General features: G+C 41.5%; 26 protein-coding genes. 17 read left to right on the forward strand and 9 right to left on the reverse strand.

Annotated elements, in window-relative coordinates:
• Positions 1 to 3: 3 nt before the first annotated feature.
• The 10 genes from ychF (at position 4) to RZ44_RS08035 (ending at position 8,064) form a co-directional block, all read left to right on the forward strand.
• The gene (ychF, locus tag RZ44_RS07990) at positions 4 to 1,104 is read left to right on the forward strand and encodes a redox-regulated ATPase YchF (protein WP_035810205.1); all 1,101 of its coding nucleotides are present in this window, start codon (positions 4 to 6) and stop codon (positions 1,102 to 1,104) included.
• A 231-nt stretch (positions 1,105 to 1,335) separates the two neighbouring features.
• Complete coding sequence (gene rpsF / locus RZ44_RS07995; RefSeq protein ID WP_035810207.1) at positions 1,336 to 1,638, forward strand: 30S ribosomal protein S6; 303 nt, start codon at positions 1,336 to 1,338, stop codon at positions 1,636 to 1,638.
• Between the two features lie 26 nt (positions 1,639 to 1,664).
• A complete protein-coding gene (gene ssb, locus RZ44_RS08000) occupies positions 1,665 to 2,177 on the forward strand; it encodes a single-stranded DNA-binding protein (protein WP_035810209.1) in 513 nt (170 codons plus the stop codon).
• A 225-nt stretch (positions 2,178 to 2,402) separates the two neighbouring features.
• The gene (gene modA, locus RZ44_RS11050) at positions 2,403 to 3,299 is read left to right on the forward strand and encodes a molybdate ABC transporter substrate-binding protein (RefSeq protein WP_052108904.1); all 897 of its coding nucleotides are present in this window, start codon (positions 2,403 to 2,405) and stop codon (positions 3,297 to 3,299) included.
• Between the two features lie 117 nt (positions 3,300 to 3,416).
• Entirely contained in the window at positions 3,417 to 4,205 is a 789-nt protein-coding gene (gene modA, locus RZ44_RS08010) for a molybdate ABC transporter substrate-binding protein (protein ID WP_052108906.1), read from the forward strand.
• Positions 4,186 to 4,875: a molybdate ABC transporter permease subunit gene (gene modB / locus RZ44_RS08015; protein ID WP_052108908.1), complete on the forward strand. Its 690-nt coding sequence runs from the start codon at positions 4,186 to 4,188 to the stop codon at positions 4,873 to 4,875. The genes modA (RZ44_RS08010) and modB overlap by 20 nt, the downstream gene beginning before the upstream one ends.
• A 218-nt stretch (positions 4,876 to 5,093) precedes the next feature.
• Complete coding sequence (gene rpsR, locus RZ44_RS08020) at positions 5,094 to 5,333, forward strand: 30S ribosomal protein S18 (RefSeq protein WP_035810211.1); 240 nt, start codon at positions 5,094 to 5,096, stop codon at positions 5,331 to 5,333.
• Positions 5,334 to 5,513: 180 nt separating this feature from the next.
• Positions 5,514 to 6,422, forward strand: coding sequence for a VOC family protein (locus RZ44_RS08025; protein WP_035810214.1), 909 nt, complete (start codon positions 5,514 to 5,516; stop codon positions 6,420 to 6,422).
• 104 nt (positions 6,423 to 6,526) lie between these two features.
• Positions 6,527 to 7,258, forward strand: a complete 732-nt coding sequence (locus RZ44_RS08030; protein WP_035810216.1) for a helix-turn-helix domain-containing protein — start codon at positions 6,527 to 6,529, stop codon at positions 7,256 to 7,258.
• A complete protein-coding gene (locus tag RZ44_RS08035) occupies positions 7,246 to 8,064 on the forward strand; it encodes an IS3 family transposase (protein ID WP_052108910.1) in 819 nt (272 codons plus the stop codon). Before RZ44_RS08030 ends, RZ44_RS08035 begins: the two co-directional genes overlap by 13 nt.
• 118 nt (positions 8,065 to 8,182) lie before the next feature.
• Here RZ44_RS08035 and RZ44_RS08040 read toward each other — a convergent pair whose 3' ends face one another.
• From RZ44_RS08040 to RZ44_RS08050, 3 genes are all read right to left on the reverse strand, one after another.
• Positions 8,183 to 8,806 carry a hypothetical protein gene (locus RZ44_RS08040; RefSeq protein ID WP_035810219.1) on the reverse strand — a complete coding sequence of 208 codons (624 nt, stop codon included), beginning with the start codon at positions 8,804 to 8,806 and terminating at the stop codon, positions 8,183 to 8,185.
• 127 nt (positions 8,807 to 8,933) lie between these two features.
• Entirely contained in the window at positions 8,934 to 9,671 is a 738-nt protein-coding gene (locus tag RZ44_RS08045; protein ID WP_035810220.1) for a class I SAM-dependent methyltransferase, read from the reverse strand.
• Positions 9,672 to 9,732: 61 nt separating this feature from the next.
• A complete protein-coding gene (locus RZ44_RS08050; protein ID WP_035810223.1) occupies positions 9,733 to 10,320 on the reverse strand; it encodes a general stress protein in 588 nt (195 codons plus the stop codon).
• Between the two features lie 126 nt (positions 10,321 to 10,446).
• Between RZ44_RS08050 and RZ44_RS08055 the strand changes: the two genes are divergently transcribed.
• The 3 genes from RZ44_RS08055 to RZ44_RS08060 all read left to right on the forward strand — a co-directional run bounded on the left by RZ44_RS08055 (position 10,447) and on the right by RZ44_RS08060 (position 12,028).
• Entirely contained in the window at positions 10,447 to 11,199 is a 753-nt protein-coding gene (locus tag RZ44_RS08055) for a helix-turn-helix domain-containing protein (protein WP_035810226.1), read from the forward strand.
• A 136-nt stretch (positions 11,200 to 11,335) separates the two neighbouring features.
• A complete protein-coding gene (locus RZ44_RS11470) occupies positions 11,336 to 11,467 on the forward strand; it encodes a hypothetical protein (RefSeq protein WP_269448285.1) in 132 nt (43 codons plus the stop codon).
• Entirely contained in the window at positions 11,468 to 12,028 is a 561-nt protein-coding gene (locus tag RZ44_RS08060; RefSeq protein WP_035810228.1) for a YfbU family protein, read from the forward strand.
• Positions 12,029 to 12,043: 15 nt separating this feature from the next.
• Here RZ44_RS08060 and RZ44_RS08065 read toward each other — a convergent pair whose 3' ends face one another.
• Complete coding sequence (locus RZ44_RS08065) at positions 12,044 to 12,424, reverse strand: hypothetical protein (protein WP_035810230.1); 381 nt, start codon at positions 12,422 to 12,424, stop codon at positions 12,044 to 12,046.
• A gap of 260 nt (positions 12,425 to 12,684) precedes the next feature.
• Between RZ44_RS08065 and guaB the strand changes: the two genes are divergently transcribed.
• From guaB to RZ44_RS08080, 3 genes are all read left to right on the forward strand, one after another.
• A complete protein-coding gene (gene guaB, locus RZ44_RS08070) occupies positions 12,685 to 14,154 on the forward strand; it encodes an IMP dehydrogenase (RefSeq protein ID WP_035810231.1) in 1,470 nt (489 codons plus the stop codon).
• Between the two features lie 14 nt (positions 14,155 to 14,168).
• Positions 14,169 to 15,713 (forward strand): glutamine-hydrolyzing GMP synthase, encoded by a 1,545-nt coding sequence (gene guaA / locus RZ44_RS08075; RefSeq protein WP_035810233.1) that lies wholly within the window; start codon positions 14,169 to 14,171, stop codon positions 15,711 to 15,713.
• A gap of 101 nt (positions 15,714 to 15,814) precedes the next feature.
• Positions 15,815 to 16,243 carry a hypothetical protein gene (locus RZ44_RS08080; RefSeq protein ID WP_141639003.1) on the forward strand — a complete coding sequence of 143 codons (429 nt, stop codon included), beginning with the start codon at positions 15,815 to 15,817 and terminating at the stop codon, positions 16,241 to 16,243.
• A gap of 43 nt (positions 16,244 to 16,286) precedes the next feature.
• On the opposite strand, the gene nhaC is transcribed toward RZ44_RS08080, so the two are convergent.
• Complete coding sequence (gene nhaC / locus RZ44_RS08085) at positions 16,287 to 17,759, reverse strand: Na+/H+ antiporter NhaC (RefSeq protein WP_052108912.1); 1,473 nt, start codon at positions 17,757 to 17,759, stop codon at positions 16,287 to 16,289.
• A 295-nt stretch (positions 17,760 to 18,054) separates the two neighbouring features.
• Between nhaC and RZ44_RS08090 the strand changes: the two genes are divergently transcribed.
• Positions 18,055 to 18,744, forward strand: a complete 690-nt coding sequence (locus tag RZ44_RS08090; protein ID WP_035810236.1) for a phosphoribosylaminoimidazolesuccinocarboxamide synthase — start codon at positions 18,055 to 18,057, stop codon at positions 18,742 to 18,744.
• 84 nt (positions 18,745 to 18,828) lie between these two features.
• On the opposite strand, the gene RZ44_RS08095 is transcribed toward RZ44_RS08090, so the two are convergent.
• The 4 genes from RZ44_RS08095 to plsX all read right to left on the reverse strand — a co-directional run bounded on the left by RZ44_RS08095 (position 18,829) and on the right by plsX (position 23,558).
• Complete coding sequence (locus tag RZ44_RS08095; protein WP_035810237.1) at positions 18,829 to 20,973, reverse strand: DNA topoisomerase III; 2,145 nt, start codon at positions 20,971 to 20,973, stop codon at positions 18,829 to 18,831.
• Positions 20,974 to 21,078: 105 nt separating this feature from the next.
• Entirely contained in the window at positions 21,079 to 21,798 is a 720-nt protein-coding gene (locus RZ44_RS11055) for a hypothetical protein (RefSeq protein ID WP_052108914.1), read from the reverse strand.
• A gap of 70 nt (positions 21,799 to 21,868) precedes the next feature.
• On the reverse strand, positions 21,869 to 22,390 hold the full coding sequence (locus RZ44_RS08105; RefSeq protein ID WP_035810239.1) for a hypothetical protein: 522 nt from the start codon (positions 22,388 to 22,390) through the stop codon (positions 21,869 to 21,871).
• Positions 22,391 to 22,565: 175 nt separating this feature from the next.
• Positions 22,566 to 23,558 carry a phosphate acyltransferase PlsX gene (gene plsX, locus RZ44_RS08110; RefSeq protein WP_035810241.1) on the reverse strand — a complete coding sequence of 331 codons (993 nt, stop codon included), beginning with the start codon at positions 23,556 to 23,558 and terminating at the stop codon, positions 22,566 to 22,568.
• Positions 23,559 to 23,606 lie beyond the last annotated feature (48 nt).

The raw sequence follows: 23,606 nt of genomic DNA on the forward strand, positions 1-23,606 counted from the left end.
ATTATGTCTTTAACTGCAGGAATTGTCGGATTGCCAAACGTTGGTAAATCAACACTTTTTAACGCAATAACAAAAGCAGGTGCACTCGCTGCCAACTACCCGTTCGCAACAATCGACCCGAACGTAGGAATCGTCGAGGTGCCGGACGAGCGTCTGAACGTTTTAACTCAAATTGTCGAGCCTAAGAAAACTGTGCCGACAGCATTCGAATTTACGGATATTGCCGGAATCGTCAAAGGTGCTTCAAAAGGTGAAGGTCTCGGGAACAAGTTCCTTGCCAACATCCGCGAAGTAGATGCAATCTGTCAGGTTGTCCGCGCGTTTGATGATGAGAACGTGACTCACGTATCAGGGAAAGTAAATCCGCTTGATGATATTGAAGTTATCAACATGGAACTTATTCTTGCCGACCTTGAAAGTGTCGACAAGCGTTTGCCGAAAGTGGAAAAAATGGCGAAACAGAAAGATAAGGATGCAATGGCTGAAGCGAAAATTCTGACGAAAATCAAAGAAGGACTGGAAGAAGGAAAACCGGTTCGTGCACTTGATTTCTCAACAGAAGAACTTAAATCAGTGAAACACTTCCACCTGCTGACTCAAAAACCGACACTGTATGTAGCGAACGTTTCGGAAGATGATCTGGCTTCTTTAGAAGACAACGAGCATCTTGCAGCAATTAAAAAATATGCTGAAGAAGAAGGTTCTGAAGTCATCGTTATTTCTGCGAAAGTTGAAGAGGAAATCGCAGTGCTTGATGATGATGAAAAAGAAATGTTCTTAGAAGAGCTTGGATTGAAAGAATCAGGTCTCGATAAGCTTGTCAGAGCTTCATACGACCTGCTTGGTCTTGCGACATACTTCACTGCAGGGGTGCAGGAAGTCAGAGCATGGACGTTCAAAAAAGGCATGACAGCGCCTGAGTGTGCGGGAATTATCCACACTGATTTCCAAAAAGGATTTATCCGTGCTGAAACAGTGGCATACGATGATCTTGTGGAAGCAGGCAGCGAAGCGAAAGCTAAAGAAGCGGGCAAAGTCCGTCTTGAAGGTAAAGAGTACATTATGAAAGACGGAGACGTCGTTCACTTCCGATTTAACGTTTAAAATTTAAGCTGCGGGTTCTTTTTAAAGAATCCGCAGCTTTTTAAATTGCAGTACCGGGTCGGCTCCATGAGTGAACAGTGAAATTTCCGAAAAAATAAATCATATTAATTACAGCGTAACTATTGTAATTATGCGATTTTATTGCTATAATTCCTGATTGTGAGTAATGAAAATTATTCCTTGCTGAGAACGTGTGTTTTCGGCCGCAAAGACCATAAGGAGGTGTAGAAGATGAGAGCATATGAAATTTTATATGTAATCCGCCCGGATATTGAAGAAGAAGCTAAATCAGCGTTAGTTAAACGTTTTGATGAGGTTCTTACTGGCAATGGTGCGGAAATCGTCGAATCTAAAGAGTGGGGTAAACGTCGTCTTGCTTATGAAATCGAAGATTTCAAAGATGGATATTACCAAATCATCAAGTACAACGGTGACAGTGCCGCTGCTGATGAGTTTGACCGCTTAGCGAAGATCAACAATGACATTATTCGTCATATCGTTGTTCGCGACGAACAAGCAGAAGCTAAAAAATAAGTTAAATATTGAGTGGAGTTGATTACATGCTAAACCGTGTAGTTTTAGTGGGTCGCTTAACAAGAGACCCTGAACTTAGAGTCAGTCAAAGCAATGTTGCTGTCGCTACTTTCAACTTAGCTGTGAATCGTCCATTTGCCGGCCAGAACGGTGAAAGAGGCGCTGACTTTATCAACTGTGTTGTTTTCCGCAAACAGGCAGAGAACGTTAACCAGTATGTTAAAAAAGGCAGCTTAGTCGGAATCGACGGCAGAATTCAAACTCGTAACTACGAGAATAAAGACGGGCAAAGAGTATATGTAACTGAAGTCGTGTGTGAAAGTGTTCAGTTCCTGGAGCCTAAAGGCAGCGGTAATCAATCTCAAGGCAATAATGATTATAACTCTGCTGACTCTTACCAGAATGCTTACGGCGGCAACCAGTCGACTGGAAATCAGTCAACGGGACGCAGTCAGCAGCGTCAGGATAACGCAGAAGAAAATCCATTTGCAAACTCTAAGGGTCCAGTAGACATCAGCGATGATGATCTACCGTTCTAAATAAAATATAACAATCCAGACTTTGTTATCGTGTGTTTTAAAAAATGTGTGTGAAATGTGTGAAAAACCTGAGATACCGTATCTCAGGTTTTTATTTTAGTTTTTTAAAAACTCGTAATACATAAGCAATGTTTATCGTCTTTATAAATTTATATTGGTGTAGTTTTTGATTTATAGTGTTTATAATGAAGTGTATATAATCTTTTAAGTAGGAGCGAAATCGCAATGATTAGAAAAAATGTCCTTGGATGGGCACTTTTACTATCGCTGTGCGTGATTCTGGCAGCTTGTAGTAATAATGACGAGTCTTCTGAAAACGAAAAAGAGCCTGACGAAACTCAGGAATCTGAAGAGACAACAGAAGAAGAAACTGAAGATGTATCTGATGAGGCAGAGGAATCTACCGAAGACGAACCGGCCGCAGAAGAGAGCGATGTCGTACATGTTACTGCCGAGCAGAGTCTCGAAGAGGTCATGGATAAGCTGGTTACTCTCTTTGAAGAGAATAATCCCGATATTCAGATCGAGGTTCAATACGGCCATACAGAAACGCTGACTGAAGATTTAATCGAAGGTAACGATGAAGATATGGATATTTACTTCTCAAGCTCTGACGAAGGATATGACTCGCTGGTAGATGCGGGAATACTCGACATGCTTGCGACGAAATATCTGCTGATAAATGAACTTGTTCTCGTGACAGGTTCAGACAATGAGGATATTACTACATACAATGATATTTTCAATAATGAAGAAGCGATATTGACAATCGTTGATCCGGAGCACTCTTTATCAGGCACTCATGCTGAAGAACTGCTTGCTCAGGAAGCGGAGCGGAATATGAATCCCGATAATGTAAAAACTGCGAAAGATACCGATGCCGCGGTTGAGAGTATTTCAGCAGGCGATACTGATGCAGGATTCCTTCTCAGAACAGATATTTCGGAAGCGGACGATATACGTATTGTTTCACGTGCACCGCGTTCGATGGTAGATCCGTTTGTATACGGGCTCGGTTTGTCGAATGGTGTGGATGACGGCAGTGCCGCAGATACTTTCTACAAATTCTTACAGTCGGAAGAAGCATTGGAAATCTTTACGAATTACGGCTATATCGTTTAACATATAACATTCAGACAGACCCTTTAGAATAGAGGTTCTGTCTTTTTTAATGCGTTTACTTTTATAAAGTAAAAGACTAAGATTAATTTAAATAAAGGTTTTGAGAGGATAATCGATATGACTCATCTGAATAAATCGAAAAGGGTGCTGCTCGTGTGTCTGTCCGCTGTTGTGACTGTGCTGACGGCATGCGGCGGTGACAAAGCGGACAGTGGGGATGAATCTGTTACGCTGACAGTATCCGCTGCTGCGAGTTTGACAGATGCGCTGCAGGAGACAGCGGAAATGTTCCATGAGGAACATCCGGAGATTAAAGTCGATTTTAACTTCGGGGGTTCCGGTGCACTGCAGCAGCAGATCTCTAATGGCGCACCTGCAGATATGTTCTTTTCCGCTTCGTCAGACGACTTTAAAGTGCTGCTTGAGAACGGCAGTATTGCAAAAGAAAATTCGGTGAGTCTGCTGCACAATGAACTGGTGCTGATCACACCAAAAGATAATGAGACTGTGACTTCATTCGATGACATTGAAGACGCATCGCGTATTGCGGTCGGGACGCCGGATTCGGTGCCGGCAGGACAATACAGTATGCAGACAATCGATACTCTCGGCCTGACGGCGGACCTTGAACAGAAACTCGTTTATGCAGAAGATGTTCGTGCTGTATTAACTTACGTGGAACGCGGTGAAGTTGATGCAGGACTGGTGTACAGAACGGATGCGTTAACGAGTGACTCGGTCGGGATAGCGGACACGGCACCAGCCGGTGCGCATGAACCGATCGTCTATCCTGTCGGACTAATTCAGGAATCGGATAATGCTGAAGCGGCGGAAACATTTTATGAATATCTGCAGTCTGCCGACGCCTTAGCAGTGTTTGAGAAATATGGCTTCACTGCTGAATAACTACGGCATTACGGCAGAAGAATTTCTGACACCGGTTCTTCTGTCTCTGAGAGTCGCATTTATTGCGCTGATATTATCGTTTATTTTCGGCACGTTAATCGCACGCTTTATGACACAGAAACAATTTAAAGGAAAAATCATACTCGAAACGATTATTATGCTGCCGATAGTGCTGCCGCCGACGGTAGTCGGTTTTATTCTTATTGTAATATTCGGCAATAACGGCTTTGCCGGTAATATCGTTGAATGGATATTCAGTCAGTCGATTATATTTACCTGGTATGCAGCAGTGCTTGCGAGTACGGTCGTATCATTTCCGCTCATGTACCAGGCGGCGAAAACCGGATTTTTAAGTATCGATAAAGACATTGAAGATGCAGCGAGAGTAGACGGGGCAAGTAATTTTCAGGTATTCATGAAAATTACGCTGCCTCTTGCCGCGGTGCCGCTGATGACCGGTGCGATACTGAGCTTTGCACGTGCACTGGGAGAATTCGGGGCAACGCTGATGATCGCAGGGAATATCCCGGGACGGACACAGACACTGCCGACCGCGATATATGTTGCCCTGCAATCCGGTAATATAGAACTCGCATGGCTCTGGGTGATTACGATTATCGTGATTTCGTTTATTATGCTGCTGTTTGTGAGAACAAAATCAGCGGACTAGATATAGCGGAGTAGATATTGTGTAGAGAACCCATCATCAACAATCGCAAGAAAGATGAAGGAACTAATATTAATAATTGACTTTTTACCATAAAAGTTGTAATATATATCGTGCACATACACACATTATAAAACACACGTTTAGTAAATAACTAAGTTATGGATTACAAGATTCGATCCACACAGTCGAATTAACTAATCTGTAGAGGAGGGCTTACTATGGCAGGTCCAAGAAGAGGCGGTCGTCGTCGTAAAAAAGTTTGTTATTTCACAGCAAACGGTATTACGCACATCGACTACAAAGAAGTAGAACTTCTTAAAAAGTTCATTTCTGAACGTGGGAAAATTCTTCCTAGACGTGTTACAGGTACTTCAGCGAAGTATCAGCGTCAGTTAACTGGTGCTATCAAACGTGCACGTCACATGGCATTATTACCATATGTTAAAGAAGAACAGTAAGAAATTACTGAACTCCTGATATCTTAGATATCAGGAGTTTTTCGTTTTTCTAATTATCTTCCCTGTAAAATTTTAATTGGATTATCAATCCGGACATCATAGTAGTTATTAATATTGATTGCATATTTCTTCAGTTATACTTAAAGGGAAAGGCTCATTCAATTTAAAGGAGATGACAGTGTGAACTATCAAAAAATTGTCCCGCATTTATGGTTTGATAAAAAAGCTGTTGAAGCCGCGCAGTGGTACACTTCGATTTTCCCGAATTCTGAAATTATCAGGAAAGATACTTTTAAAGATACGCCGTCAGGTCAAGCGACACAGGTTGTGTTTAAACTGATGGGCTACGAATTTATGGCACTGAGTGCCGGGCCGTACGCAACGAAAAATCCATCGATTTCTTTTATCGTTCAAGTTAATAGAAATAATGCAGAGCTGGTCGATAAGTTATATAAAAAACTGAAACAGGACGGTAAAGTATTAATGCCGCTGGATAAGTATCCGTTTAACGATAAATATGCCTGGGTCGAAGATAAATACGGCACATCCTGGCAGCTGTGGCTGCGTGATCACCGAAGTAATAAAAATAATATCGTACCGTCACTGATGTTCGCGAACGATAATAAGGGCAAGGCAAAAGAAGCAACGGAGCTTTATGTTGACACGTTTAAAAAAAGTGAACATCTCGCATCGTTAAATTACCCGCCGGGTATGGAGCCTGATACAGAAGATATGATTATGCACGGTGAAGCCCGGCTGTTTAATAAGCGTTTTTCGTTTAACGACAGCGGACATAAGCATGATTTTGATTTCTCAGAAGGTGTTTCACTGCTTGTAAAATGCGATAATCAAAAAGAAATTGATAAATACTGGGAAAAATTATCGGCAGTGCCGGAAGCAGAAGAGTGCGGCTGGCTGAAAGATAAGTTTGGAGTGTCGTGGCAAATCGTCCCGAAAGTGATGGATGAGATGCTGGAAGAAGGTACTCCCGAACAGATAGCACGTGTCACACAGGCATTTCTTAAAATGAAAAAATTTGATATTGAGACGCTTGAAGAAGCATATAACTTAGATAAAAAGAACTTATAAGTTGTATTAGACTCAGAAAAGATAAAAGGCACCCGGAGTATAATGATATGCTCCCCCTAAAGTAGACACTTAAAAAAGTGAACTACTTTAGGGGGAGCTTTGTCTTGAAATCGAATATAAAATATTCAACGAATGAACTATTGAAATATATCGAATTATATTTAGAGGGTGTCTCTTTACGAGAGCTACGTGATAATTATCAGTTTGATTTAGATCCATCGACTTTTCGGCAGTATGTCAGGAAATATTTAGAACATGGAGTGAACGGTTTACTTAGACAACACAATAATCGACATTATTCAGATCAATTTAAATATAAAGTGATTCAAGAATATCTTCGCAGTGATACGAGTTATAAAACGTTGGCTGTTAAATATAATATTCCTAGTCATCATACGGTGCGACAATGGGTGATACGATATACTGAAGGCAAAGAGAATCGAACGTATTCTCCAAAACCGGAGGTCTATCAAATGAAAAGCAGAAAAACAACATATGAGGAACGTATCGAGATTGTGGAAACCGTCATAAATAACCAATTATCTTATAAGGATGCGGCAGAAAAATTTAAGGTCAGCTACAATAACGTCTATTCATGGACGCAAAAATATAAGAAATTTGGACCGAAAGCACTCGAAGATAATCGGGGTAAGAAGAAACCATCCGAAGCTCAAACCAGCGAAGAACAACTGAGAACTGAGATTGAAGCGCTCAGAGTCCGGAATCAGTGGTTAGAAATGGAAAATGAAACGTTAAAAAAGCAGGAACAAATGGAAAGAGAGTTGATCAGACAAGAATTCGCCAAAAAGCGTCGTACCAAACGATCGAAGCGTTAAAACATAAATACCCGATTGTCCATCTTTGCCAGTTTCTGGAAATTTATCGAGCCAGCTATTATAAATGGCTCAATCGAAAACCCGCACAGTATGAAAAACGGGATCAAACATTGATGGCAATGATGTCAGACACCTATGAAGCATTAGAAGGCATATACGGTTATCGTCGAATGACGATATACCTGAATCATTACAGACAGGCCAAGGTGAATCACAAACATGTATATCGACTGATGAAAGTGATGAACTTGAAATCGGTGATTCGTCGAAAGAAACGTCGATACAAAACAGTCCAACCAGACTATGTTGCTGCGAATATACTGAATCGCAAATTTCATGCAGCTAAACCCATGCAGAAACTGGTGACTGATATTACTGAATTCAGTACGACCGATGGTCGCAAAGTCTATTTAAGTGCCGTGCTGGATCTCTGCACGAATAAAATCATTGCGCATCACATAGATACACATAGCGATCAATCTCTGGTGACTCAGACCTTTAAACAAATAGAGCCACAGTTAATTGAAGGTCAAACCATCATCCACACGGACCGTGGTTCCCAATACACGTCTCATGCGTTTCATCATTTTATTAAACAGACCCAATCGATTCATAGTATGTCGCGTCCTGGAAAATGTATTGATAACGGACCGATTGAGAATGTATGGGGCATTATTAAATCTGAGAAGTATTACTTAAATAGATACGATACTATCACTGACCTAAAACAAGACATCACTGACTATATTAAGTTCTACAATACACAGCGTGTCACATTGAAGATGGGCTTAAAGATACCTGCATAAAAAATGCACACGACAATCGTCGTGTGCGTACAAAACACTATTTGTTTTTTTACCTGTCTACTTGACGGGGGGCACATCAATAAATTCCGGGTGCCTTTTATTCGACTGTAAGCAGGTGTTAATCTCGCATTTCTTCATCCAAAATAGTCCACGACACTTCGTTTATTGATAATGCAGCAGGCATGCTGGTACCGAAATAATATTCATCTGCAGTTTTTATATCAGAAATGAATTGAGCATCTCTGGACTCTCCCGGTTCAAGCGAGCCTTCAAAGTTTTCTATACTGTCAAAGGAAGCGGCTGCATTGGTGTTGTCGCCTCCCTCGGGATCAGTTTTGATTCCGAGATAAAGCATGATGTCTTCTGCAGGAATCGGTTCATCGTCTACGTTTTTAAATGTCATATTTAATATAACTATTTCATCGATCAATGGTTCCAGTCCGTCTATTGTTTCTGTCGTCAATTCTCCGGAGTGAACAGTCAGCTCGTAATTCCCGAGTGTTGTCTGCACAAGTCCCGTCTCACCCAGTTTTAAACCAGTCTGATCATCAATATCTTCGTCTCCGCTGTCGTTATCTTCCTCGACAGACTCCTCTTCCTCAACATCAGCTTCTTCGGTCTCAGCCTCTGCTTCAGCAGTGTCATTTTCCTCAGCCATCGGCTCTTCCTCTTCATTGCCGCAGGCTGCCAGCAATGTGAGTGACAGAGCGCCTGTTGCAAACAAAGCAATTAATTTTTTCATAGGTGCATCCCCTGTTTATTAAATTTGCTGCCAGTCAGTTGCCGGCTGCCTTTACTATAATATTCCATTTCAAGGAGCATTATGCAAGTGCAATTTTAATATAATGTCATAATTGCCATACTAGAGGTTATTTTTCTTTACGGCACTTTACCAGTAGAAACGGCGGAAATGTCTGCAGCTTATGTATTCGTTCATCGGGATAGTGCTCAAATACTTCAGCTGAGTCGCCGAGTTCTTTTACTGCTTCTATTGTCAGCCCGTTTTGTATCAGCGAGTTAAGGATGGTATCCATTTTATGATGATATTTTTTAATGACAATGTTATCGCGCCACGGGGAGTCCCGAACGCTTTCATCAAAATAATGATCGACACGGGCATACATACCCTGCTCATCTTCCAACACGAGATTCTTTTCCACCGTCGCCGTCTGAATAGGGTGTTCTGCCGTAAACAGCAGCCGGCCTTCTCTGTTCAGCAATCCGGATAATTTCTTAGCCAGCGCATCAAAATCCTCAATATAGTGAAACACGAGTGACGAGACGATGAAATCATATTTACTTAAATCTGAGGCTGATAAAATACCATCATGAATCAAAGTAACATCTTTTAGTTCATCATCTTCACGGCAGTGAGTAATCATATTGGCTGACGAATCCAGTCCTGTCATCGATGCCGGCTTAAACTGCAGCATATATTTTAAAAGATGACCGAATCCGCAGCCGATATCCAGCACGTCCATATTTTTTAAATTCGGCATGTGCTTTTTAATTTCAGGAAACTCAACAATCTCGTTGTAGCTCATCGGCATATGGCGGATTTCCTTATACATATTAAAGAAATTATCTTCATCGTACTGCTTTTCCATTATGACTCCCCCTGATAAAAGAATCTCCTATAAATACATTATAGGAGATTCATACCATATCTTATTTGCTGTTATCCGTATCTTTCAGCTCTTTTTTCATATTAACAATCGTAAATGAATTGCCGTCATGTTTAACGGTACGTCTGCTGCCGTCTTCGTGAATAATTTCCGCGGCATCCATATAGCTGTCATGTTTCTTTTTCGCTTTGGCTCTGTCTGAACCTGCATCATGAGAAATCTGAAGAGGCTGGGACGGTGTTGCCGCTGCTGCTTTCATTGCCTCATCCTGTGTTTCAGGGCTGCCTGATGCGGCTTCATCCTGTTTAACTTTATCTTCTTCGGAACGGACAAGCAGTAAAATATTGCCGCTGTCAATCGCTTCTCTGAACCTGGAATAATCTTCACCGGTTAAATTTAACTGCTCTGCAACGCGTTCTTTGGAATCTTCATCTAAAAATTTCGCTGCGACCTTGTCCCACATCGTACCGTCTGCTTTTCTGAACGGCACACGCGTATATCTTAAAAACGTTGCTTTAAAACGATCTTTGGAAACGACCGTCATATTGGAATCCTTCACGCCTTCTGCACGCAGGCTGTAAATTTTATCACTGAGTTCATCGGCATTTGAATATATTTCAATTGTTGTCATACTCAATCCTCCATCACGTTCTTTTATCTTAATTATACCCTAAATCATTCTGATAAAACGCGTACGTATATTTGTGATTGACAAATATTTCTAATTTACTTTATATTCTAAATAAGGGGGAAAGCCATGAAAATAAATAACTCAGCAATTATATCCCGCCGTAAGGAATACGGTGTGTCCCAATCATCGCTGTCACTGAAAACGGGAGTATCAGTGTCGACAATCAGCCGGCTGGAAAAAGGGGAGAATGTCGGCTTTGTTTATGTGGTAAAAATAATGACAGCACTGGATTTGACACTGGAAGATGTGATTATCAGACTGACTCCGGCAGTGGATATGAAAATAACAGAAGAACTCGATTTAATCAGGGAGCAGTCCAGACTGGACCTTCTGGAAAAGACGCTGAATAAGATAACGTTGAACGAGTGGCGGAGCAACAATAAATTGTCAGTGTATTATGACTGGCACAGAGCGATTGTTTTAAAGATGCAGAATGATTCTGCCGGTGCACTGAAGTGTCTGGACAATGCATTTAAACGAATAGAAGATAAAAGCTCGCTCGAATATTTAAAAGCCGGTTTGTATATGGCAAAGGGAAATGTACTGTACGGTGACGGCAGCGAGGGTCTGTACTATTATACTCAGGCGGCTCATGTCTACAGCAGTAATTCCGACAAAGTATACTACCGGACAGCTGTTAAACTGTATATTAACCTGATGAGAGGATATGGAAGTACGAAAGAGTACAGTAAAATTCTGCAGTGTGCAAAAAGAGCAAAGAACCTCCTGCAGAAGAATGAATCGACTTTTCTGCTCAAAAAGATTGAATGGCTGGAGAAGAAAGCACTCGAAGCGTTAAATGAACCGCAAATTGTTTGAGAAACACAAACAATTTATCATATATGAGAAATTGCTGAAATAGAGTTGGTTATTTGACAATCGGATTGATTATAATAAAAATACTCTGATACATATAAAAGAATCCAGAGAAAAAAATATTAAAGAGGTTATGTACATGAAGAGTATTTTAAAAAAGACACTTTTGTCGCTCGGCTTAATCGCACTTTTATTTTTTTCAAATACGGCAGCAGATGCAGAGGAAATACCCGTGCATAATTTAAGTGACTGTCACATTCAGGTATTTTAAATGAGCAGCGTTATGCCGCCCGACAGCGTGGACTTTATCAATCTGTCTGGAAAAATACAGCTGATCAGTTTATTGGAAAACATGCAGCAAAAAAGCACGGTTCAGGAATACATCGATTACTGCGAATACTGTCTCCATATTGTGAGACACGGCATTGAGATAAGTTACTGCGAAGTGATGGATTTTATCGGTGTTGGAAATGACACCGTACCGGCTGAAATCTCAATTGAAGTCAGATTTTTATTGGAAATGTTCGACCATATCTCGATGTCGCTTGCGAAACTGCCGAAAGCGGACGCACAAAATACAGTACTCGAATGTTATACGAATTTCTGCGGATTTGAAACGGCGTTAAATTTTCACCTGTCTGCCTACATATTTCTCGTAAGAACGTACCAGACCCGTGTACCGATTTTTAAAGAATCCCTTCCGATAACATTGAGACATTACAGGGAGATGATGTTGAAATATGAACGCTATAAGCGAAATGAATATTTAACGGATGAGATGATCAAAGATATTTGTGTCCGCCGTGATCAGCAGATTCAATTTGCACTGTAAAAAAACCGGGGATAATTATAAATTATCTCCCGGTCCTTTTTCTATTTCTGCTTCAACACTGTCGCGATCGATATCACGTTTCAATGCATCATCATTAAATACCAGCAGAAACTTTCCTTCTTCCAGCGTGTTTAAATGTGTCTGTACAAGATTAGCATTGAGTCCCAGGTCGTACAGATAATCCTCTGCTTTAATATTCTTAGTAAAAAAGTCTTTAAAGGAAATATTATTGGAATGAGGATTATACGTGCAGCCCATATAATCTGTCCAGTCAGGTTCAAGATCCTCAAGCCCGAGAATATGAAAGTCTTCCTCATAATAATTTTCTTCCTGTTTCAGCAGGTCAATTCTTTCTAAAATGTCGTCCAATGAAGTATACTTTTCAATGTATTGCATTATGTTCACCTCAAAATAAAGATTGTATTACTCATCTATTCCCCGCGAAGGATTTCTCAAACTTACACCACGACATTAAATTCTTAAAATTCCGAACATTAAGAGAGTCTTTCATATCTTTCGATTGTGTTTTATAATAAGAATAATTTATTAAGTTCACTTTATTGTCTGACAGTTCGGATTTTGCTATAATAGGGAAATTAATATTTTATACCAGATGCAGCATACGACTAAATTATATAACCAGGAGGCAGTTTTTTATGTGGGAAGATAAGTTTAAAAAAGAAGGACTTACATTTGATGATGTATTACTTCTGCCGGCTCATTCAGCAGTATTACCTAAAGAGGTGGACTTGGGTGTCCAATTGTCACCGAGTCTTAAGTTAAACATTCCTTTAATCAGTGCGGGAATGGATACAGTAACTGAATCTCAAATGGCGATTGCAATTGCACGCCAGGGCGGTCTTGGTGTTATTCATAAGAACATGTCTATCGAACGTCAGCGTGATGAAGTCGAGAAAGTTAAACGCTCGGAAAACGGTGTAATTAAAGACCCGTTCTTCCTGACGAAAGAAGAGCAGGTATTTGCAGCAGAACACCTGATGAGCAAATACAGAATCTCGGGTGTGCCGATCGTTAACAATCCGGATGAGAAAAAACTGATTGGTATCATTACAAACAGAGATATGCGCTTTGTCGAAAACTTTTCTATGACAATCGAAGAGGTTATGACCAAAGATAATCTGATTACTGCACCGGTCGGGACGAAACTCGAAGATGCAGGACGTATTTTACAGAAACACCGCATTGAAAAATTACCGCTGGTAGATGACAACAATGTGCTTAAAGGGTTAATTACGATTAAGGATATCGAAAAAGTAATCGAATTCCCGAATGCTGCGAAAGATGATCAGGGCAGACTTCTTGTTGCAGCAGCAATCGGTATTGCGAAAGAAACTGAGAAGCGTGCTGAAGAATTAATCGCAGGCGGCGTTGATGCGCTTGTCATCGATACTGCTCACGGTCATTCACAGGGTGTTATCGATGCAATTAAAGATATCCGCAGCAAGTTCCCGGATACGACTTTAATCGCCGGTAACGTTGCAACTGCAGAAGGAACACGTGCTTTAATCGAAGCGGGTGTAGATGTAGTTAAAGTAGGTATCGGTCCGGGCTCAATCTGTACAACTCGTGTTGTTACAGGTGTTGGTGTACCGCAGGTTACAGCTGTATACGATGCAGCAACAGAAGCGCGTAAACACGGCAGGTCAATTATCGCTGACGGCGGTATTAAACTGTCAGGAGATATCGTTAAAGCATTAGCTGCAGGCGGACACGCTGTAATGCTTGGAAGCCTGCTTGCAGGTACTGAAGAATCTCCGGGTGAAACTGAAATGTTCCAGGGTCGCCGCTACAAAACATACCGCGGTATGGGTTCACTTGGTGCGATGGAGCAGGGTTCCAAAGACCGTTACTTCCAGGAAGATACTGAAGCGAAGAAATTTGTTCCGGAAGGTATCGAAGGACGTACGGAGTATAAAGGGCCGTTATCTGAAACAGTTTACCAGCTGTTAGGCGGACTGCGTTCAGGTATGGGTTATACAGGAAGTGCAGATCTTAAGGCGTTAAGAGAAAAAGCGCAATTCGTTAAAATTACAGGTGCAGGTCTGATTGAAAGTCACCCGCATAACGTACAGGTTACAAAAGAAGCACCAAACTACAGTATATAAGGAGTAATTCTTTCATGGAAATGGCTAAAGAGCAGGAACTTATTTTAGTAATAGATTACGGCAGTCAGTATAACCAGTTAATTACACGCCGTATTCGTGAACTTGGCGTGTACAGTGAGCTGCACAACCCGAGCATCACACTTGAAGAAATTAAAGAACTTGAACCAAAAGGAATTATTCTTTCAGGCGGACCGCGTTCTGTTTATGCAGAAGATGCATTTACAGTAGACCCGGGAGTATTCGACCTGGGTGTTCCTGTACTGGGTATCTGCTACGGTATGCAGCTGATGATGCAGCTGAACGGCGGTGAAGTTGTGAACTCGGATCAGAAGGAATCGGGCGCAACTGAAATGAACCTGAACAACGAAGTGGATATCTTTAAGGGCTGGGACAAAATTGAAACAGTATTAATGAGCCACGGAGATAAAGTCACTCAGCTTGGTGAAGGATTCTCTGTGATTGCACAGACACACCTGTGTCCGAATGCTGCAGTTAAACACGAAGAAAAACCATTTTACGGTGTGCAGTTCCACCCGGAATCAAAACACACGCAAAACGGCGAGCAGTTCCTGAAGAACTTTATCCGTGATATTTGTGACTGCACAGGCGAGTGGACGATGGATAATTTTATCGATATCGAAATCGATAAAATCCGTGAAACAGTCGGTGACAAAAAAGTATTATGTGCGATGAGCGGCGGTGTTGACTCATCAGTAACAGCAGTACTTCTTCATAAAGCAATCGGTGACCAGCTGACTTGTATTTTTGTAGACCACGGACTTCTTCGTAAAGGCGAAGGGGACATGGTGATGGAGCAGTTTGGTGAAGGCTTCAACATGAACATTATCAGAGTAGATGCAAAAGACCGTTTTATGTCTAAGCTGAAAGGTGTATCAGATCCGGAGCAGAAACGTAAAATTATCGGTAACGAATTTATTTACGTATTCGATGACGAAGCATCCAAACTTACAGATGTGGACTATCTTGCGCAGGGTACACTGTACACTGATATTATTGAGTCGGGTACGGAAACAGCAACGACAATCAAGTCGCACCACAACGTGGGCGGACTGCCTGAAGACATGCAGTTTGAATTGATTGAACCGTTAAACACGCTGTTCAAAGATGAAGTACGTGAACTTGGTATTGAACTGGGAATTCCTGAACACTTAGTATGGAGACAGCCGTTCCCTGGTCCGGGACTCGGTATCCGTGTGCTTGGTGAAATCACGGAAGAAAAACTTGAAATCGTCAGAGAAAGTGACTGGATTTTAAGAGATGAAATTGCAAAAGCAGGACTCGACAGAGATATCTGGCAGTACTTCACGGTACTTCCGAATATCCGTTCAGTTGGTGTGACAGGGGATTACAGAACGTATGACTATACGATTGGAATCAGAGCTGTAACGAGCATCGACGGCATGACGAGTGACTTCGCGAGAATCGACTGGGATGTGCTGGAGAAAATCTCTAAACGTCTGGTAAATGAATCTAAACATATCAACCGCGTGGTTTATGATATTACGAGCAAGCCGCCGGCAACAATTGAGTGGGAATAACGTCCACAGTTTAAAACACCCTTTAGCCTTTTGAGGTTAAAGGGTGTTTTATTTGTTATAGTGATGGAAAGATCATATTAAAAGTGAAAAGGAAAATGATTATGATAGTGACTATGGAATTGGAACAGGATGCTCATCAGGCAAAAGAAACAGCACCGTTGAAACTGACAGAGGTTGTTTTCAAAGTGAAGCCTGAAGTTTATGAACGAAAAAGATTGTTCAGAAAACCGTTGTATGAATTAACTGTTGCTGCCGAAGCGAATAACCAGATTTATGAGTTTAAGGGCAATGATCTTGACAATAAACTTGTTTCTCAGCTGGAACGTAATCCTTCAAGCTTTCTTGTCGAAGGTGAACAGCTGTTTTTATGCGGTACAAATTGGCCGGACAGCTCGATAGCTGAAGTCATCAAAGAAAATGATGTGCCGCTGGACGCCTTGTTTATTACGGATGGCCGGAAGGTTTTGGCGATAATATATAATGATGAGATACCGGATTTGATTCACTGGATGAAAAGTTTACTTAAATAACCAAATGAAAAAGCTCTCAGAAATTTTTCTGAGAGCTTTTTTTCTATGCCGTTGCAGGTTTTTCCTGCTGTTCATCGGGATAATATTCCGCCAGGTAAGCGTCGCGTTCTTCTGCCGTTATTTTAGCGATACCAAATCCAGTGGCCGCTAAAATTAATGCGATTACAGGGACTGTGAAGTTCAGAATCGCAAATGGTGCGTATTCAAGTGCAGAGACACCGAGTGTTCCGTAAATGAATACCCCGCATGTATTCCATGGAATAAATACGGATGTCAGTGTCCCGCCGTCTTCCAGCGATCTCGACAGGTTTTTCGAGTGCAGTCTGTTTTCAATATATGTTCTTAAAAACATTCTTGAAGGGACAACAACCGAAATGTACTGTTCCGAACATGTTGCATTCGTTGCGAAACATGAAACGATTGTCGCTGAGATAATCCCGAATGTGCCTTTGGCAATTTTAAGTATCTGGTTCATAATCGCACTCAGCATCCCTGTATACTCGAGAATTCCTGCGAATGTCATTGCAACAATTGTCATGGAAATTGTGTACATCATATCCATGAGTCCGCCGCGGTTAAACAGCGTATCGACCATTTCGTTGTTTGATTCAAGAACGAAGCCGTTCATTAAAAATGATGCAGAGTCCGCAAGTGTCTCTCCCTGTACTAAAATAGAGCAGATGAAGCCGAGAAATACACCAACAGCAAGTGCAGGTACTGCTTTTACTTTCATTATAATGCATAGAATGACCAGTACAGGCACTGCGAGAAGCCACGGACTGATAACAAAGTTTTCATCCATCGATGCCAGCATGACCTGGATATCTTCAGGCGAAGCTGTATTTGTACCGATAACGTTGATTCCAATAAAGAAAAACACCGTCAGAGCGACGATTAAGCCCGGTACAGTTGTATAGAGCATGTGCTTAATATGGACAAATAAGTCTGTGTTCGTCAGACCGGATGCAAGGTTTGTCGTATCCGACAACGGCGACATTTTATCTCCGAAGTAAGCACCTGAAATTACAGCACCTGCAATCATTGCAGGGTTGATTCCCATACTTACGCCAATCCCCATTCCTGCAACACCGATAGTAGCCATCGTAGACCATGAGCTGCCGATTGCGAGTGAGACTATACCGCAGATCAGACATATTGTTACGAGGAAGTACTGCGGGTTAATAATCATCAGCCCGTAATATATCATCGTGGCAACAACACCGCCGCCAATCCATGATCCGATAATCAGACCGACGAGCATGATGATAACGACTGCAGGAAGTGCCAGCCTGATCCCCTTGTACATCATCTCTTCCAGATCATCGAACTTAAATCCATTGATAAATGCGACGACCGCTGCTGTAACCGTTCCGATAATTAACGGCAGATGCGGGTCTGTCTCAAGGACAACAATCGCATAAAGCATAGTGATGACCATAACAGCCAGAGGTATTATTGCCATAAAAAAATTAAATTCTTTTTTTGTTTCATGTTCAAACAAATCATTCTTCGCCATATTGCTCCCCCTTTTTTGCTTAATTATACATAAAGTAACCGCTTTCTCAAGTGTTATTTGCATAAAAAACCATTTACCGGATAAAAGTGGTATTTATATAATCCGAACTTTAAACCGTTATTCATAATAAATTTTCGGCAAAAAACGATTTTAAATATAAATATAGACATAATACCTTAGGATATTGTAGAATTTAGTAGTAATCAGTCAAAAGTAGTAATAGTCAAAACATTTATAAAAATGTTTGAGTATTCATAGAATTAGATTCATAAATAATCTGACGGGGTGTCTACAAATGGAACTTGTTTACAAAGGCAAAACTAAAGATGTATATCTGGATGAAAACGGACAGACGGTACTTTATTTTAAAGATGACATGACAGGTAAGGACGGAGTGTTTGATCCGGGAGAAAACCAGGTTGGCTTAAAAGTTGAGGGTTCTGGTAAAGCAGGTCTTAAAATGACAAGCTTTTTCTTTGAAAAGTTAAACTCAGCTGACATTCCAACACATTATGTTGATTCAGATGTAGAAAAACGTGAGATGCGTGTTAAGAAAATTAATATCTTCGGAGAAGGGCTGGAAGTCATCTGCAGATACAAAGCAGTAGGAAGCTTTATCCGTCGTTATAGCAGCTACATTGAAGAAGGTGCAGAACTGCCGGCATATGTTGAAGTGACGTTAAAAGATGATGAGAAACAGGATCCGTTCATTACTAAAGATGCACTGGAAGCACTGAACATATTAACAGCGGATGAATACAGCGAAATTGCAGATCTGACTGTTAAAATCAGTGAAGTGGTTAAAGAAGAACTGGCACAAAAAGGACTGGACCTGTATGACATCAAGCTGGAATTCGGACGGGACCAGGATACAGGAGAAGTTCTGCTGATCGATGAAATTTCAGGCGGCAATATGCGTGTATATAAAGACGGGGAGAATATTGAACCGTTGAAGATAGTTGATTATTTGTTTGATAATAAGTAATAAATTTCAGGATAGTATATCATAAAAACCCTCCGGTAATTACTAAAATCAGTGATTGCCGGAGGGTTGTTTTAATGTTAGGTATTATTTATCCAGATTTAATTTCTTCAGCTGTTCTGCCAAAGCATTGTTAATCGGTTCTTCTTTTTGATTGATATATTTATTAACAGTTTTCTTATCCACGCGTCCGCGATTCTCTTTCTTCTTACGTGCTTCAAAGCTCGACATCTTCTCGCGGTGGCCGCATTTACATCTGAATACCTGTCCGTCGCCTGATCCGCTGAGCGTCATTTTCTTCTTACATTTCGGACATCTCGCATTCGTTATCTTTTCAACGTTGCGTTTATATCCGCATTCTCTGTCCTGACATACATGCATCGTGCCTTTTTTACCTTTAACTTCAAGTAACGGCTTACCGCATTCCGGGCAGTCTCTGCCTGTCAGGTTATCGTGCTTGAATGTTTTCTCACTCTGTTTAATTTCAGAGACAATATCTTTCGTATGTTTCTTCATATCTTCGATAAATTTCTGTCTGTTCATTTTGCCTTTTTCGATCTGTTCAAGCTGTGTTTCCCATTCTGCAGTCGTTACAGGTGATTTCAGAATTTCAGGTGCAAGGTCCAACAGCTGCCGGCCTTTTGAAGTCAGGCTGATTGCCTGCCCGTTTTTCTCAAGATAAAACGTATTAAACAGCTTATCTATAATATCAGCCCTCGTTGCGACTGTACCCAACCCGCCGGATTCTGCGAGTGTCTTTTTATGTTCTTTATCCATCTGGAAATATTTCGCAGGGTTTTCCATTGCCTGAAGGAGTGATGCTTCTGTGAATCGTGCAGGGGGTGATGTTTCACCTGTCGTCTGTTTCACGTTATTCACTTTTAAAGTATCGCCTTTATGGACTTCAGCTGTAATATCCGATGACTCTTCTTTATAGACAATTTTGAAGCCCTGATTTAATACCCGGTTGTATTTCGCTTCCAGCTGTTCACCGTTAATTTCAACAGTTACCGTAGTGACTTCATATTCATAGGGCGGTAAAAGCACACTCATAAATCTTTGCACTACAAGTTCATAAATACGCTTCTCACGTTCAGTGAAATCAGTAAAGAAGACCGGACTTTCTGTTGGGATAATCGCGTGGTGATCACTGACTTTGCTGTTGTTCACGAAAGAACTGTTCGTTTTAAGCGGTGCTCTTAAAATACGTGCTGCCACTTTGCTGAACTGTCCGATACCACTCACTTCAACACGTTCTTTCAGCGTTTCAACGATATCCTCGGAGATGAACTTAGAGTCTGTTCTCGGATACGTCAGTACTTTATGGCGTTCATATAAGTTCTGCATTGTCTGCAGAGTTTCTTTCGCTGACATGCCGAAAATCTTATTGGCATCTCTCTGCAGCTCTGTCAGATCGTACAGACCCGGAGCAAATTGTTTCTTTTCTTTTTTCTGAACATCTTTAACGGTTAATGAATCAGCATTCAGTTTTTTACTGACGTTATCGATTTTCGCTTCATCGAAAGTAGAGTAGTTATTGCCGTCTGTCCATTTGAATGTCAGTTTGTCAGTAATAACATCCATGCCGTAAAATGTTTTCGGTTTAAAGTTTTTAATTAACTCTTCACGCGCCTGAATTATTGCGAGTGTCGGTGTCTGGACACGGCCGCAGTTCAGCTGGGCGTTGTATTTCGTCGTTAATGCACGTGTGGCGTTTAACCCGACGTACCAGTCGGCTTCGCTTCTTGCAGCTGCAGCCTGATACAGATTGATGTATTTATTTCCCGGCTGAAGGTTTTTAAAGCCGTTCGCAATCGCTTTGTCTGTTACGGAAGAGATCCACAGACGTTTTACAGGCTTGTTTACTTTCGCATAATCGAGAATCCAGCGGGCGACCAGTTCACCTTCACGTCCGGCATCTGTAGCGATGATGACTTCTTCCACATCTTTACGTTTCAGCTGTGACTGAACCGCTTTAAATTGTTTCGTTGTTTTCGGGATATGCGTCAGCTTCAACGGAGCCGGCATCATCGGTAGGTCATTCATATTCCATTTTTGATATTTCGTATCATATTTTTCAGGGTCCTGAAGTGTCACCAGGTGTCCAAGCGCCCATGTCACAATATATTTACTGCCTTCTAAATAACCATTACCTTTTTTACTGCAGTTCAGTACGCGTGCAATATCACGTGCCACTGAAGGTTTTTCAGCAAGTACAAGACTTTTTGCCAAAAATATTCATCCTCTCGTTCATTCAGTATATTTGTTAATTATACTGGTTTTATGCAAAAAAAACATACCTCAGGCAGCTGCCTGAGGTATGTCTCTTGTCCAGTGTTATTTCGGTTCATAGACCCATGTCCATTCATAACCATCTGATTGGAAATGGTAGACATAATTATCATCGTACAGTTTAAAGTCATATTTTCCTGCTTTTGCCGGGTACTTGTTCAGCATTGCCGGATTATTATGAGCGAGATAGATTAAATCGGCTTCACTAAAGTCAGGTTTTAACTCATCATATGACCATTTCCAGTACGTACCGTCATATGAAAAGTGGAAGCCGTAATCGCCGTACACAAAATTATAGTTGTACGGCTCTTCCTGCAATGGTGCTGCATTCAGTACATCCGGAGAATTGAGTGCCAGATCAGCCAGGTGTGCTCTGTCCACATCAGTACTCATTTGTCCGGCATCCTGATGACCCTCAGCTGGATGTCCGGTGCTCTCCGAAACATCACCATCTGCGAGCTCCTGCTCAATTTTAAAAACTTCTGCGACTGCTTCATTATATTCAACCTGTGATAATTCTCCGTTGTCTTTAGACTCTGACAAGTCCGCTACACGGTTCTGACCTTCCTGTGACATCCAGTCGACATCGAAGCCTGTATTCGCCCAGCCGTCACCATCAGGGTCAGCGTCTGATGGGAGTACCTCACCCCAGACTGTTTTCGCGCCTTCTTCTTCAACATCATCCGCCGCGGCGTGTCCGTTCACTCCTGTAAACGTTAATGCACCTGCGACCAATACGGAACCTAATAAAGTTACTTTCTTCATTGGAATTCACCTTCCTGAAAATTTAACCTGCTAATGTCCGGTAATGTCGGAATCACTGTTGTTAATTCGCTTATTCGCCGCCTGTGTAATAGTATGACCAATTCCAGTACGTGCCGTCATAAGAAAAGTTAAACTGATATCCGTCGCGTACAAAGCTGTAATTGTATGGTTCGTCTTTGAGCGGTGTCTTATCTAACGTCTTCGGCGCATACTGTGCCATCGCAATTAAACTGTCTTCATCCGTTTTAATTCCACCGTAACCATTATGACCTGGACGTTCGATCAGAGCGTACTCCCCGTCAAAAATCGGTGCGATTCGTTCGTTATATTCCGCCTGGGTCATTTCCCCGGCTAATTGCTCATCTTTTAATTCAAAAATTCTGTCCTGCTGGACCTGCGGCATCCAATCGTAAGAGTATCCTGCATCTGACCATCCGTCGCCGTCAAAGTCTGATTCTTCGTCTACTACTGCTGCCCAGGGTGTTTTCGCGCCATTTACTTCAACTTCATCCGCCTGTGCTGTGCCATTTACTCCTGTAAACGCTGCTGCTCCTGCGACTAATAATGAACTTAATAAAGTTACTTTCTTCATAAAATAAATCCTCCTGAATATCTAACTTTATTTTTAATTGGCTTGTTGTGGACAACGTAACATGGCTGATTAATTATTGCAATTATGTTACGTATATTTCGAAAACATTACATAACGAGATATCAAATATAAATTAATATACTATGTATTGTATTATTACCCTTAGGGAAAACATTTACTCATTGAGACTTGCGAAAGCGTCACTTTCTTTCAGTGATACGGCGAGCTGTATACTGTTTTTAAACATGGTTGAACCCGCAGCACCGTGTGTAATGACAACCGGTTTTTGAACACCGAGAACAAATCCGCCTCCTGCGTCGACATTTGTGTAGCGGTTAATACCTGCATGGACCGACTTTTCAATAATATGAAGGGATTCCTTACTTAAAGCTCCGTCAGTATTAATATTTTCCAGGAGTTCATTTAAAATCCCTGCAGCCATACCTTCCATCGATTTCAGCATAATATTTCCCGTAAAGCCGTCGGTAAGAAGAATGTGATGCGATCCCTGCATTATTGTGTGAGGTTCCACATTTCCTCTAAAGTTTATTGTTTCGTCTTCTGAGAGTAACTGGAATGTTTCTTTCGTAAATTCATTGCCCTTGGAATCTTCTTCACCGATGTTCAGTAAACCGATTGTCGGATTTTCAACGTTCATCATCTGTCTTGCAAGTACAGTACCGAGCCTTCCGTATTGTGCCAGGTGCTCCGGTTTCGCAGCGATATTTGCACCGGTATCGATCATAAGACAGTGGGGTGATGTTTTTGACATCGTCGGCATAAATCCGACCGATGCAGGGCGTTTAATCCCGGGAAGTTTACCGACAATAGAAAGGCTGCCCGCGAAAATTGCACCGCTGCTCCCTGCAGAAACGAACGCATCGGCTTCATCATTAGCGACTGCTTTTAATGCCTGCACCAGAGCAGACTCCGGTTTTCTTTTAATAGATTTTAACGGATGGTCAGTATTTGTAATCTCATCTTCGGATGCAAAAATTTCTACTCTGTTTCTGTCGGTTCCGGCAGTGATCTCCGGTTCAATCATTGACGGATTTCCATACAGCATAACGTGCAGGTTGTCATTTTCAGCTAATGCATTACATACTCCGGCCACAGTGATTTCAGGACCAAAATCTCCGCGCATACAGTCGATTGCAATTTTAATCATCGTAATAGTTACTCCTTCAATATTTTATAATTACTTTACCATATGCAG

The organism is Jeotgalicoccus saudimassiliensis (genome assembly GCF_000756715.1).
In the GTDB taxonomy this organism is placed as follows: Bacteria; Bacillota; Bacilli; order Staphylococcales; family Salinicoccaceae; genus Jeotgalicoccus; species Jeotgalicoccus saudimassiliensis.

Coding starts and splice junctions, on each gene's coding strand:
- RZ44_RS08090 (WP_035810236.1), top strand. CDS start 18,055: ATGGAACTTGTTTACAAAGGCAAAACTAAAGATGTATATCTGGATGAA.
- modA (WP_052108906.1), top strand. CDS start 3,417: ATGACTCATCTGAATAAATCGAAAAGGGTGCTGCTCGTGTGTCTGTCC.
- plsX (WP_035810241.1), bottom strand. CDS start 23,558: ATGATTAAAATTGCAATCGACTGTATGCGCGGAGATTTTGGTCCTGAA.
- nhaC (WP_052108912.1), bottom strand. CDS start 17,759: ATGGCGAAGAATGATTTGTTTGAACATGAAACAAAAAAAGAATTTAAT.
- modA (WP_052108904.1), top strand. CDS start 2,403: ATGATTAGAAAAAATGTCCTTGGATGGGCACTTTTACTATCGCTGTGC.
- guaB (WP_035810231.1), top strand. CDS start 12,685: ATGTGGGAAGATAAGTTTAAAAAAGAAGGACTTACATTTGATGATGTA.
- modB (WP_052108908.1), top strand. CDS start 4,186: ATGGCTTCACTGCTGAATAACTACGGCATTACGGCAGAAGAATTTCTG.
- RZ44_RS08045 (WP_035810220.1), bottom strand. CDS start 9,671: ATGGAAAAGCAGTACGATGAAGATAATTTCTTTAATATGTATAAGGAA.
- ssb (WP_035810209.1), top strand. CDS start 1,665: ATGCTAAACCGTGTAGTTTTAGTGGGTCGCTTAACAAGAGACCCTGAA.
- rpsF (WP_035810207.1), top strand. CDS start 1,336: ATGAGAGCATATGAAATTTTATATGTAATCCGCCCGGATATTGAAGAA.
- RZ44_RS08055 (WP_035810226.1), top strand. CDS start 10,447: ATGAAAATAAATAACTCAGCAATTATATCCCGCCGTAAGGAATACGGT.
- guaA (WP_035810233.1), top strand. CDS start 14,169: ATGGAAATGGCTAAAGAGCAGGAACTTATTTTAGTAATAGATTACGGC.
- RZ44_RS08105 (WP_035810239.1), bottom strand. CDS start 22,390: ATGAAGAAAGTAACTTTATTAAGTTCATTATTAGTCGCAGGAGCAGCA.
- RZ44_RS08060 (WP_035810228.1), top strand. CDS start 11,468: ATGAGCAGCGTTATGCCGCCCGACAGCGTGGACTTTATCAATCTGTCT.
- RZ44_RS08040 (WP_035810219.1), bottom strand. CDS start 8,806: ATGAAAAAATTAATTGCTTTGTTTGCAACAGGCGCTCTGTCACTCACA.
- RZ44_RS08065 (WP_035810230.1), bottom strand. CDS start 12,424: ATGCAATACATTGAAAAGTATACTTCATTGGACGACATTTTAGAAAGA.
- RZ44_RS08080 (WP_141639003.1), top strand. CDS start 15,815: ATGATAGTGACTATGGAATTGGAACAGGATGCTCATCAGGCAAAAGAA.
- RZ44_RS11055 (WP_052108914.1), bottom strand. CDS start 21,798: ATGAAGAAAGTAACTTTATTAGGTTCCGTATTGGTCGCAGGTGCATTA.
- RZ44_RS08050 (WP_035810223.1), bottom strand. CDS start 10,320: ATGACAACAATTGAAATATATTCAAATGCCGATGAACTCAGTGATAAA.
- ychF (WP_035810205.1), top strand. CDS start 4: ATGTCTTTAACTGCAGGAATTGTCGGATTGCCAAACGTTGGTAAATCA.
- RZ44_RS11470 (WP_269448285.1), top strand. CDS start 11,336: ATGAAGAGTATTTTAAAAAAGACACTTTTGTCGCTCGGCTTAATCGCA.
- rpsR (WP_035810211.1), top strand. CDS start 5,094: ATGGCAGGTCCAAGAAGAGGCGGTCGTCGTCGTAAAAAAGTTTGTTAT.